Annotated in this window: 10 protein-coding genes; 3 read left to right on the plus strand and 7 right to left on the minus strand. The window is 46.2% G+C overall.

From position 1 onward, the window contains the following. Window positions 1-71: 71 nt before the first annotated feature. The 5 genes from J3492_RS01370 to J3492_RS01390 form a co-directional block, all read right to left on the minus strand. Entirely contained in the window at window positions 72-1229 is a 1158-nt protein-coding gene (locus tag J3492_RS01370; protein WP_207988924.1) for a multidrug resistance efflux transporter family protein, read from the minus strand. A gap of 71 nt (window positions 1230-1300) precedes the next feature. Then, window positions 1301-2032: a 7-carboxy-7-deazaguanine synthase QueE gene (gene queE, locus J3492_RS01375; protein WP_207988927.1), complete on the minus strand. Its 732-nt coding sequence runs from the start codon at window positions 2030-2032 to the stop codon at window positions 1301-1303. A gap of 225 nt (window positions 2033-2257) precedes the next feature. Next, window positions 2258-3079, minus strand: coding sequence for a 2,3,4,5-tetrahydropyridine-2,6-dicarboxylate N-succinyltransferase (gene dapD / locus J3492_RS01380; RefSeq protein ID WP_207988928.1), 822 nt, complete (start codon window positions 3077-3079; stop codon window positions 2258-2260). A gap of 148 nt (window positions 3080-3227) precedes the next feature. Beyond that, window positions 3228-4169 (minus strand): alpha/beta fold hydrolase, encoded by a 942-nt coding sequence (locus J3492_RS01385; RefSeq protein ID WP_207988930.1) that lies wholly within the window; start codon window positions 4167-4169, stop codon window positions 3228-3230. A 95-nt stretch (window positions 4170-4264) separates the two neighbouring features. Then, a complete protein-coding gene (locus tag J3492_RS01390) occupies window positions 4265-6025 on the minus strand; it encodes an amidohydrolase (RefSeq protein ID WP_207988933.1) in 1761 nt (586 codons plus the stop codon). 231 nt (window positions 6026-6256) lie between these two features. Here J3492_RS01390 and J3492_RS01395 point away from each other — a divergent pair, with 231 nt between their 5' ends. The 3 genes from J3492_RS01395 to J3492_RS01405 are packed head-to-tail and all read left to right on the plus strand — an operon-like array spanning window position 6257 to window position 9885. Then, window positions 6257-7285 carry a TAXI family TRAP transporter solute-binding subunit gene (locus J3492_RS01395; protein ID WP_207988935.1) on the plus strand — a complete coding sequence of 343 codons (1029 nt, stop codon included), beginning with the start codon at window positions 6257-6259 and terminating at the stop codon, window positions 7283-7285. Next, window positions 7266-7814, plus strand: coding sequence for a DUF1850 domain-containing protein (locus tag J3492_RS01400; RefSeq protein ID WP_243453029.1), 549 nt, complete (start codon window positions 7266-7268; stop codon window positions 7812-7814). The genes J3492_RS01395 and J3492_RS01400 overlap by 20 nt, the downstream gene beginning before the upstream one ends. Continuing rightward, window positions 7786-9885, plus strand: coding sequence for a TRAP transporter permease (locus J3492_RS01405; RefSeq protein ID WP_243453030.1), 2100 nt, complete (start codon window positions 7786-7788; stop codon window positions 9883-9885). Before J3492_RS01400 ends, J3492_RS01405 begins: the two co-directional genes overlap by 29 nt. A 192-nt stretch (window positions 9886-10077) precedes the next feature. On the opposite strand, the gene lipA is transcribed toward J3492_RS01405, so the two are convergent. Continuing rightward, entirely contained in the window at window positions 10078-11121 is a 1044-nt protein-coding gene (lipA, locus tag J3492_RS01410) for a lipoyl synthase (RefSeq protein ID WP_207988939.1), read from the minus strand. 127 nt (window positions 11122-11248) lie between these two features. Next, entirely contained in the window at window positions 11249-11659 is a 411-nt protein-coding gene (locus J3492_RS01415) for a carboxymuconolactone decarboxylase family protein (RefSeq protein ID WP_207988941.1), read from the minus strand. Window positions 11660-11816 lie beyond the last annotated feature (157 nt).

Raw genomic sequence — 11816 nt, forward strand, 5'->3', positions numbered from 1 at the left:
ACTGTGTTGGTTCTATATGTGAGCTATATCAGTGTTGTAGCAGTAGGATTAATCAGGCAGCAATGTGCGTGTTAGCCGTCTTTTGCAAACAAAATCAATCCTATTATAATCAAAGCGATACCCACCAGACCCATGGTCGAGGGAATCGAGTTGTCCAATAGTAATATACCACCAATCAATGCAAATACCACTTCACTGGCTTGAGTGGCGTCGACTCCAGCCACTTCGCTTGAGGTTGCGGCCTGTCCACGGGCATATAAAAAAATAGTCGTCGCTGCAACCCCTGCCAGTAAAGCCACAAGCAAAGTGTTAAATAGCTGTGAGATTTCAGGTGCCTCAGGTCGCATTATCATGCCTAACAGCAGCCAAAATGGCAAACTACCCAGCGTCATAAGCCAGACTTTGTTAAAGGCATTGTGCAGTAGGGTGGTTTCGATGGTGGGGATACGGTCGATAAACGCCTGTAATGTTGATGGAAGTGACGTCACCGTAAGCTGGCTTTGGTTGTCTGTGCCCTCACTGTTGATGGTCGCATCATTTAGAGAAGAAGGTAAGTCGTAAGCTTCAGAAATAAGCGGCTCATCATATGTACCGTTAGGGCTAGGTGTTTTATCCACTTGAGGGGTTGTCTCAGGCTGTGCACGAGAGTTGTGCGTGACTTGCCAGACCAGCTGGTTACCGATTGGGTAGCTAAAAGCGGCAATAAGGGCAGGTAATGCACCATAAAGCAACATATCGGCCATAGGAACAACATTGGCGATATCTGTGTTTGCCACGGTAGCAGCCTGTATCCCTTCGCTGACATTGACCAAGACCACACCGATAAAGACCAGTAGGGCATAACCAATGAATCTCCTAGCAAAGCGTTGCCCAAAAGCCATCAGTACCAGCAGACTGGTAACGACGGTAAACATAAAAGTCGCTGCGACCACCCAACCAGCGACATGGTCTGCTGCATAGCATATACCAGTATAAAACAGCCCAAAACCAATGCTACCAGTCACACACCAAAACCGCCAATGCTGCCAAAAAACAGTCATCAGCGCTTTGAGACTAGCAGCACCTTGCTGTATCAAGATAATCGCTGTAATGATCAGCCACATAAAAAGATAGCGTAGACTGGCAGACCAGAACCAATGACCGCCTGCAGTGCTCATCATCTCATTTAAGATAAATGTTGAACTAAAAAAAGCACCCGCCAACAACCCTAACAATATCAGTCTGACCATTTTGCATCCTTGCAACAGCTTGTCGTATCGTGGCTTGATGACATGACAAGCGACGTTTATTTTTGCGGCAATTACTTGCCCTTGGCATCGGCCCAGATTATCTTGTGCAGTTGCAATTGAAAGCGTACAGGTAGGGCATCGGCCAGTAGCCACTCAGCCAGCTCACGAGCCAGTATAGGAACATCAAGGCTGGTCTCTTCACCAATATCATCTGCTACATTAAACATCGGCGAAAACCAAACAGTACCGACCAGTTTATCGAGCTTATGCTCAAACAACTTCTGTTTTGCCCAGTCATAATCCTTACGATTCATAATGACAAACTTGATTTGATCGTGTTGGGTTAAGTGGTTCAGGTTTGACCAAAGGTTTTTGTCCTCTTCGCCTGAGCTTGGTGTCTTCAGATCCATCACTTTACTGACAGCTGGCGGAACGTTTTCTACCGTCAGCGCCCCTGCGGTCTCAAGAGAAATCTCATAATCATCAGCTAATAAGCGCTTCATAAGCTCAATGGCATTTGGCTGAGCTAGTGGCTCACCGCCTGTCAGACAAATACGCTTGCAAGGGTAGCGTTTAGTGGTTTCTATAATGCTCTCTAACGACTGACGCTCGCCACCGGTAAAGGCGTATTCGGTATCACAGTAGACGCAGCGTAGGGGGCAGCCTGTTAGGCGTACAAATATCGTTGGCAGGCCTGAAGTCAGCGCCTCACCTTGTAGAGAGTAAAACACTTCTGTCAAACGCAGACCTGCTTCAGGATCAGTAACAGGAATGGCGGGAGTACGTAAGGGGGACTCGCTCATAATAGATTCAAATACAGTCAAAGGTTGATAAAGCATTTAGAGGCTTAACAGCGTTACTAAGCGCTATTAAAGATAAGAGGATAAGCTTTGGCGTTCCAAAATTGAGCGCTTAAAAAATTTGCGATGGATTATAACGCATGTGATTATACAAAGCTGCACAAGAGATGCTAAAGTGAGTCTTTAACATCTCTTGTGATCAGTAGTGATAAGGGCATTGATACAGAATTAGTCTAAACGCAGCAGCTCATTGACCGCTGTTTTTGCCCGAGTTTGTGCATCAACTTTTTTGACGATAATCGCCGCATATAAGCTATGGCTACCGTCTTTTGACGGCAAGCTGCCAGGCACGACAACAGAGCCTGCGGGCACACGGCCACGATGAATCTCACCGGTCTCACGATCATAGATGCGAGTGGATTGACCGATATAGACACCCATAGAGATGACTGCGCCTTCCTCGATGATTACGCCTTCGACGATCTCAGAGCGTGCACCGATAAAGCAGTTATCTTCGATGATCGTGGGGTTGGCTTGCAAAGGCTCTAATACCCCGCCGATACCGACACCGCCTGATAAATGCACGTTTTTACCGATTTGGGCACATGAGCCTACTGTTGCCCATGTATCTACCATCGCCCCTTGATCGACGTAAGCACCAATATTGATATAAGAAGGCATCAGGACAGCGCCTGCTGCAATAAATGAGCCTTTACGAGCGACGGCTGGTGGCACCACACGTACACCAGCGTCTTTAAACTGCTCCTCGCTCCAATCAGCAAACTTGGTCGGTACTTTATCATAAAACTGTAGATGCTCACCGGCAGGCTGAGTGTAATTATCATTCAGACGAAACGATAACAGTACCGCTTTTTTGGCCCACTGATTGACAACCCATGCGCCATCTTTTTTTTCAGCGACACGCAAGCTGCCATTATCGAGCTGCTCTAGCACTTGTTCGATCGCATCACGTATCTCTTGTGGCATAGTACTTGGGCTATATTCGTTACGGCTCTCAAAGGCTTGTTCAATAGTTTGCTGTAATGACATAAAGGTTCCTGAAATGAGTGAAAGAGAAGTTTTATAGCTATAGAGGCTTAAACAATAACAGCTTAAACATAGACAAGAAAACCTGCTGTCTTATCGCCAATTGTATGGCCGCTAACCTAGCAAGTTTAGCAAAGCTTGCCTGTAGCCGCTACTGACTTAAGTGCTGTATCCAATTTAAAATATCATGGTAGACCAAGGTATGGTGCTGCTCGTGTAGAGGCTCGTGGCGCATATTAGGATACAAGCGCACATCTGTACGACAAAACCCTTGTTTTTTGAGCTGGCGGCTGATATTGCGAATACCACGGCCCATATTGCCTACAGGGTCGTTTTCCCCACTGACAAACAACATCGGAAAGTCTTTGCTAATGGTATTTGCCCATTGCTTACCTACACCTGACTGCATCAGCGTGAATAAGGTTAAAAAGCCATTGTTGGTAAACTCAAAACCCGTTAAAGGATCCGCCTCATAGTTTTTGACAGCAGCAGGGTCTTCATTAAGCCACGCAAACTCAGAGTCTGAAATGCGATGATCAAGCTTGCTGTTGAGTACTTTATTCATCATATCAGCAAACAGCGTATTACGTTTTTTTGGAGCAGTCTTTGTTAAGATACTGCTGATAGGCAGTAACGCTTTGATTAAGGGGTTGGCATCAGAGGAGCCCATCAAGATGCTCCCTGTAAAGTCTTGGGCGTGATGTTTCAGCACAGTACGTACGATAAATGACCCCATAGAGTGGCCCATAATAAAATGTGGGACTTGCGGGTGGCGGCTCTTTAGCGTGTCTGCCATGACGATGACGTCTTTTAGTAGAGACTGTACGGGATGCTCACGGGCAAAATACCCAAGCTCATCGGGTACTTTGACCGTCTGTCCATGACCAAGCTGATCATAAGTCACCACGGCTATGCCATGATTGGCTAAAAACTGCGCAAACTTACTGTAGCGGCCACTGTGCTCTGCCATCCCATGTACGATCAGTAGTGTCGCCTGAACCTCATCTGTTGGCTCAAAAAAAGTATGATGCAGATAATGAATCTTGTCAGATGAAATGATTTGCTCGTTATCAGTATTGATATTATTAGTCATAAGCACTTCCTTAATGGGATAAGAGGCCCTAGGGTCTGCTGAGCGACCCTAGGGCATGTTGAGAATTCATCAATCAGCAACGTCATTTGTATGGTTTACGATGATGGGCGCTGATAAATGGTCTTACCCTCTTTAATGGTTTTGATTACCTTGATATCCCTAATGTCGTTGCGGTCTACTGTCAGTGGATTGGCATCTAAAATCACCAAGTCAGCAAGCTTACCTTCGACCAAGCTGCCTTTACTGTCCTCTTCAAAAAGCTCGTAAGCGGCATGAGTAGTAATGGCTTTTAGGGCTTGATAAGGTGTGGCACGCTCCTCCTCACCAATGACTTTGCCTGAGCGAGAGGTGCGATTGACAGCTGACCATACAGAAAACAGTGGATCTAAAGGGGTGACGGTGTCGTCAGAGTGGTTAGTATATATGAGTCCCATCTTGTCTGCAGTTGCAATTGGGCTCAAAAAACTGGCGCGTTTTTCGCCTAGGTTTTTGACATGGACATCGCCCCAAAAGTAAGCATGGTTGGTAAAAAATGACGGCAGCATATTATACTTTTTAAAAGCCTCTAGCTGATCGGGTCGAACAAACTGGGTATGAATAGGGACAGTACGGCGGTCTTTGTCAGCAGCTTGCCCTGTCTGTTTTACAGCGTACTCGTGAGCCTCGATAATCATATCGGTCGCTGCATCGCCGTTATTATGAATAAACAGCTGATTGTCATGTGCATAGGCTTTGGCAAACATCTCGTTTATCTCGTCCTGACTGAGGCTCGGCAGCCCGCGACAGTCGCTTTCACAGCCATCAACAGGTGTCAGATACGGCTCGGTAAAATAAGCAGTCTTGCCTTGTGGTGAGCCATCAGCGATGATTTTGGTGCCTTGGACTTTAAAACCGTTTTGATAGGTTTTCCATTTAAGGTCTTTGTCAGCTAAGTTCTCATCCAAATCACTAACGCCTGCTAGCGCCACTAAGTCAATTTTAAGTTTGCCGGCGTCTGCCTGTGATTGAAAAAACTGAATGGCATCACGGGTGGTAGAGCCATCTTGGGCCGTGGTCACGCCGTTTTTGGCATAGTAGTCTTGGGTCTGTGCAAAAAACTGAGCTTGTTTGGGCTCAAGCTCGTTGAGTAGCACGTACATAAACGGATACATGGCTGTCTCTTGTAGCAGGCCATTTGGCTCGTTGGAGCCTGCCATGCGGGCGATATGCCCACCAGCAGGCGCTTTGCTATCAGCGGTAATGTCCATAGCAGCCAAAGCTTTGGAGTTGGCGACACCCATATGGCCACTGGTATGCTGCAGATAGACTGGGTTATTGGGTAAGACACTGTCGATCTCGTCTTTGGTCGGATGACGCCCGTCGCTCAGTTGCGTTTCGTCATAGCCCCAGCCAAAAACCCATTCGCCATCAGGAATGTTGTTGTCTTCTTTATAGGTTTTTAGCGCTTGTAGTATTTTGTCGATACTATCAACGGACCCGATGGGCGGTGCGGTCAGATTGGCTTGTCCCATGGTGTTGGATACCAGCGCAAAATGACTGTGAGGGTCGATAAAGCTTGGTAGCAAAGTCTGATTTTTTAAGTCAACTTGGGCTGCATTGGCGTATTTTGATTGGGCCTCGGCCAGAGCGCCGACATAAGCTATCTTGCCTGCTTGGGTGACGAGCGCCTCCACCATCTGCGGGGTATCACCTGTCATGGTGATGATGTCACCATTGTAATAAACAGTGGCTTGGGGTGACGTGGGTTGCATCGCTTGAGTGCTGGGTTGGAGTGTGGCTTGATTGGCACTACAGCCAATGACACCTATAATGCCAAGGCTCAATAAAGTCGGTTTGATCAAAGAGGTTATCGTCATTATTATTTCCTTAGTTTTTATGAGTCGCGACGTCAATAGGGCGTCATTATAGCAGAAGGCTATAGATGCCATGCGTTGCACTGAGCACAAGTGAGCGTATAATCATAAACTTTAGTTCGAGAGTTAGTTAGATAATATGCAGCGATGCAGATTTATAGCATATTATAATGTTATGATGAATACGTGTTTTTTGTGACACAATTTTGTTTTATTTTATCAAGGAAGAATTCAATGAAGTCTATTACCAAGTTATCTCTAATCACAGCGATGATTGCGTCGAGTATGGCACTCACTGCCTGCTCAAACTCAGACAATGAAACGGCGAGCGTTGAAGATTCAGCGACTGTCAATGATGCAGAAATGACAGCACCTGCTGCTGATAAGCTTGAGACTAAGTTTGTCACTATTGCGACAGGCGGGGCATCGGGTCCTTATAACATTATTGGCACATCATTATCAGAAGTTTATGCTAAAACCTTTGGCGTCAACTCCAAAACTCAAACCACCGGCGCCTCAGTTGAAAACGTCAATTTGCTGACCCAAGGCAAGGTTGACATGGTTTTGGCGCTTAGTGATGTGGTCACAGATGCTGTCGCTGGCGAAAATAACTTTGAGCAGCCCATAGACAATATTCAGCAAATTGCGGTTTTGTATCCCAACGTTGTACAGGTAGTGACGACTAAAGACTCTGGCATCATGAATTTAGAGGACCTACGTGGCAAGCGTATTGCGGTAGGTGACCAGGGCTCTGGCACTGAGGTCAATGCTCGAACGCTATTAGATGGCTTTGGTATCACCTACGACGATGTTGAGGTAGATTATCTGGGCTTTGCTGAAGCGGCTGATGGTATGAAAGCAGGAAAAATCGAAGCGGCATTCTTTAGTAGTGGTCTACCGAACTCTTCATTGATGGAGCTAGAGCAGGGACTAGATTTACAGCTCATCACTATTGATCAAGACAAACTCAACGAAATTATTGCCACCAAGCCGTACTTTAAAACCTTTGAGATTCCTGCGGGCACCTATGGCAACGATACTGCGATACCGACTGCCGCCATTATGAATGCGCTAATGGTACGCTCTGACTTATCTGAAGATGATGGTTATAAATTAACCAAAGCCTTGTTTGAAAACTTAGATGGTTTAAAAACAGCCCACCAAGCCGCCAATGACATCAGTCTAGATACCGCCAATGTCGGCATGGTAGCGCCTATCCACCCAGGGGCTAAAAAGTACTATGATGAGCAAGCTGCCAAGTAGATATTTATGGGGAGTAACTGGCGTAGCACTGAGTGTGGCGCTGGTTTTTTTAATAATAGGAATCACCTCACGTCTGTCTGTGATTGAAGTGAGTGTTGAGGATGGGATTGGGCTCAACGGCTCTGATCAACAGGTATGTTATTTCGTTGAGCCTGAGTTTCAGCTGCGCTGGATGCATTCGGTAGAAAAACAGTGGTGGGAGGAGCAGTATCAACGTAACGATGATGCTTTACTATTGACCACGACTTACTTTGAAGCGTTCGGTGCGGGCACGCCTTCAACTGAAGCGCTTGCGACAGTGCAAAAGCCAGGTTATCTGGGCTATCAGATCAATGAAAGTCTGCCGAACTTAGATTGGGTAGTCTCAAGGCTCACTAAAGGCGAGATTAATTATGGTGACCATCAGATTTTGATTCATCAGTGGGTACCAGATTATTCTACAATCATTATTACGCCCAAGGCGTATGGTCTAGTAGATAGATTGAAAAAGGATTTTTGTCATGAACTCTCAAGTGATGGATCAGAGTAGTACGTCGGCCCAGACAAGTGATATCAGAAGCGACAATAAACTAGGCAGCACTGCTCATTTATCTGAGCAGTCTGATAGTGCTAATGGTTCTGCTACCGACACAGAAGCCCACAATAAAGCCATATTAGAAAAATACGATCGAGAGTCAATTACCCGTAATATCACTCAAGGTCCAGTCAAGTACTTCATCGCTATTGTTTGTATTTTATATTCTATTTTTCATTTGTATATTACCTTTAATCCCATGCCTGCTTTGCTACAGCGCTCTGTACACGTCGGCGTTGGATTTGCTTTAATATTTTTAATCTTTCCTGCCAGCAAAACAAGCAGCCGCAAAAAAGTCGCTTGGTATGATTGGATATGGTTTTTGCTGTCATTATCTGGCATGGCTTATTTAATATACGAGTACCAAGACATCGTCACCTCACGTGGCGGTATGGCCAATCAGACCGATATCATATTTTCTATTATTACTGTCATCTGCGTGCTTGAGGGCAGCAGACGGATTACAGGTTGGATTTTGCCCATATTGGCATCGATATTTTTGGCCTATCCATTTGTCAGTCATTTAGACTTTATGCCTGAACGGCTGCTGACACGCCCTTATGACATGGGGGATATTTTTGGTCAGTTGTTTTTAAAAACAGAAGGTTTATATTCGGTAGCGATTGGTGCATCGGTGACCTTTATTTTCTTATTTATCCTGTTTGGGGCCTTTTTAGCGCGCTCAGGCATGGGACAGCTTTTCAACGACCTAGCGCTGGCATTAGCAGGGGATAAAAAAGGTGGCCCTGCTAAAGTTGCAGTGATCTCAAGTGGTTTTATGGGTAGTATCAACGGTTCAGCCTTGTCAAACGTAGTTAGTACGGGTGCGTTTACCATTCCATTGATGAAAAAGGTGGGTTACAAAAAAGATTTTGCAGGCGCTGTGGAGGCGAGCGCCTCGGTTGGCGGGCAGATATTGCCGCCAATTATGGGCGCCAGTGCCTTTATTATGGCCGAAACCACAGGGCTGCCTTATAGCACGATTGCTTTAGCTGCGTTATTGCCAGCCGTACTCTACTATCTGGGCGTTATTGCGCAAGTGCACTTTCGAGCTGGGCGCCGTGACCTAAAAGGCATCGCTAAAGAAAACCTGCCCGCTGTCAAAGAAGTACTAAAGGCACGGGGGCATATGCTATTGCCGATTGTGTTTTTGATATATCTGTTGATAAAAAACGTACCCGTAGGCTATGCCGCCGCTTACACCATCGGCTTCACAGTCGCCATCAGTATGATACGCAAAGAGACTCGCATGGGAGTTGCTGATATCTTAGGCGCACTGGAGGATGGCGCTCGCCAGTCGCTGGCGGTGATGGCGGCTTGTGCGGTGGTTGGTGTCATCATTGGGGTGGTGAGCTTGACCAGCTTTGGTACGGTGATGACCTCATCTATCGTGACGCTTGGTGCAGGATCATTATTCCTTACGCTTATTTTGACGATGCTTGCATCGATGGTATTGGGCATGGGGCTACCGTCTATTCCTGCCTACATTATTACGGCAACCATGGCTGCACCAGCGTTAGCAGGTTTTGATATTCCGATTTTATCAGCGCATATGTTTGTGTTTTATTTTGGTATTTTTGCCAATATCACACCACCTGTGTGTCTGGCAGCCTTTGCTGGTGCGGGTATCTCTGGTGGCGATCCGATGAAGACAGGCTTCTTATCGCTTAAGCTGGCATTGGCCGGATTTATCGTGCCGTTTATGTTTATCTATAGTCCGACGATGCTGATGATAGACCCCACAGGTCTAGCGGTAACAGCCAAAGATTTCCCGCTACCACCTATTCTTGATATCGTAACAGTGGTATTGACATCGGTAACAGGCGTCATTGCCTTAGGTGCAGCGCTAGAAGGCTACTTCAGGGGCGCTATGAACCCGCTGATTCGGGGTGTACTGGCTGTCGGTGCATTACTGCTGATTTATCCAGAGCTGACGACAGGATTAATAGGCGGGATTATCGTATTGATTATTGCTGTTTGGAATATAAAAACAGCTGAAAAGCCCACACCGACCTTAACGGTTTAGAGCGTTAGGTGTGTATAATAGTACACTGAGTACATCTAGGGCGGGTAACAACGTAGCGGTTTTAAAAGTACTCCGACTATATTCTCATTTGCGAGTGTAGGTACTTTGGATAGAGCGCAATAAAAAAGGAGACCTTTGTGAGTCTCCTTTTTATATCAATAGCTGTCAATAACTGGCTTAATCAGTTGAATACTAACAGCCAAGCTTGCCTTCAGCTTCTAGTGCTTTTTTGCTACGAATGGGCGCAGGGCAGTCTTCACCATAGTACTGACGATCAGCAAAGTAGCTTGAGCGTACCATGGGTCCAGCCCAAATGCTAAAGAAGCCGATTTTTTTGCCATAGTCCATATAGCGCTGGAACTCGTCTGGATGCACGTAGCGATCGACAGGCGCATGGTTTTTACTCGGCTGCAAATACTGACCGATGGTAATCATATCAACATCATGCGTTTTGAGATCATCAAGCAGCGCATAGACTTCTTCTTCAGTCTCACCGAGTCCTACCATAAAGCCGCACTTGGTGGCGATGTCAGGGCGACGCGCTTTATAAATTTTGAGCAAGTCGAGCGAGTGCTGATAGTCAGAGCCTGGGCGGAAGGCTTTATACAGACGTGGCACGGTTTCGATATTATGGTTAAAGACATCTGGTGCTGTCTCACACAGCAGGTCTAACGCCACATCCATACGACCACGGAAGTCAGGTACGAGTATCTCGATCAAGCAGTTTGGGCTGAGCGCACGTGACTCATTGAGGACGTCAACGAAATGCTGCGCACCGCCATCTTTTAGATCATCACGATCTACAGAAGTAATCACCGCATATTTGAGACCCAGACCTTGAATGGTCTCAGCCGTATGGCGAGGTTCGTCAGGGTCTAAGTTATTCGGACGACCGTGCGCCACATCACAAAACGGGCAGCGACGGGTACAGATATCGCCCATAATCATAAAGGTTGCCGTACCGTCACCAAAGCATTGCGCTAAGTTCGGACAAGCGGCTTCTTCACAAACCGTATAGAGCTTTTGCTCACGCAGTTTGGCTTTGATGCGTGCGACCTCGGCAGGCGAGGACATTTTTACTCGAATCCAGTCTGGCTTTTTTTTCGCTTCGACTGTCGGAATGACCTTAATAGGGATGCGGGCCACTTTGTCATAGCCACGTAGCTTTTCGCCTTGAACGGCTTTTTTGGGCTTTGCTCTGGCAGCAGGAACATGGGTTTGGACGGCAGTAGTCATAATCTTATCTCTTAACCCTTTATAGTATAAGGGTTTATGGAATTATTAGCATGTTTTATGAGTGGAGTCATTATAGCAGATTATGAGCTTATATTTTGCTCATCTGTCAATGGATGACTAATCTTGATTACTGATCGTTGTCAAAATATTCTGGCTCAATATTCAACTCGTTCAATATATCTATAGCAGCACGAAACGCTTCTTGAGTGGCTGGCGCACCGCAGTATGGCAAGCTGTGCATCAGCACCTCTTGAATCTCGGCCACGCTTGCACCATTATTGATCGCCCCACGAATATGTCCTTTTAGCTCATTTGGGCTTTTTTGTGCAATCAAAAACGCAATGGTGATTAATGAGCGGTATTTACGTGGCAACACAGTGTCATCCTGCCACGTGCTGCCCCAAGCGTGCTCGATGATCCAGTCTTGTAGTGGTTGAGTGAAAGGCGTTGCTGCATCGAGAGAGCGTTTTACATGTGCCTCGCCCATCACTTCGGTGCGTACGTTTAGTCCCTTGTTATAATGAGAGTTGTTGTCCATCCTGTCATCCTTTTTTAAACTTAATAAACCATAAAAGCTGTCGCTATTGGTCTCGTTTTTTGTGCGGTGTTATGTGCCAAGCCTTATCAGCTGGAAGTATAACAGCCACCTTGATACTGGTTCACCTGATATTGAGGATATTAAAAGCAGATAAGTC

Origin of the sequence: Psychrobacter coccoides (assembly GCF_017498085.1) — a bacterium.
GTDB classification, from domain to species: Bacteria; Pseudomonadota; Gammaproteobacteria; order Pseudomonadales; family Moraxellaceae; genus Psychrobacter; species Psychrobacter coccoides.

Excerpts from the sequence above, each read along its gene's own strand:
- J3492_RS01400 (WP_243453029.1), top strand. The coding sequence starts at position 7,266 with ATGAGCAAGCTGCCAAGTAGATATTTATGGGGAGTAACTGGCGTAGCA.
- J3492_RS01415 (WP_207988941.1), bottom strand. The coding sequence starts at position 11,659 with ATGGACAACAACTCTCATTATAACAAGGGACTAAACGTACGCACCGAA.
- dapD (WP_207988928.1), bottom strand. The coding sequence starts at position 3,079 with ATGTCATTACAGCAAACTATTGAACAAGCCTTTGAGAGCCGTAACGAA.
- queE (WP_207988927.1), bottom strand. The coding sequence starts at position 2,032 with ATGAGCGAGTCCCCCTTACGTACTCCCGCCATTCCTGTTACTGATCCT.
- lipA (WP_207988939.1), bottom strand. The coding sequence starts at position 11,121 with ATGACTACTGCCGTCCAAACCCATGTTCCTGCTGCCAGAGCAAAGCCC.
- J3492_RS01370 (WP_207988924.1), bottom strand. The coding sequence starts at position 1,229 with ATGGTCAGACTGATATTGTTAGGGTTGTTGGCGGGTGCTTTTTTTAGT.
- J3492_RS01405 (WP_243453030.1), top strand. The coding sequence starts at position 7,786 with ATGAACTCTCAAGTGATGGATCAGAGTAGTACGTCGGCCCAGACAAGT.
- J3492_RS01395 (WP_207988935.1), top strand. The coding sequence starts at position 6,257 with ATGAAGTCTATTACCAAGTTATCTCTAATCACAGCGATGATTGCGTCG.
- J3492_RS01385 (WP_207988930.1), bottom strand. The coding sequence starts at position 4,169 with ATGACTAATAATATCAATACTGATAACGAGCAAATCATTTCATCTGAC.
- J3492_RS01390 (WP_207988933.1), bottom strand. The coding sequence starts at position 6,025 with ATGACGATAACCTCTTTGATCAAACCGACTTTATTGAGCCTTGGCATT.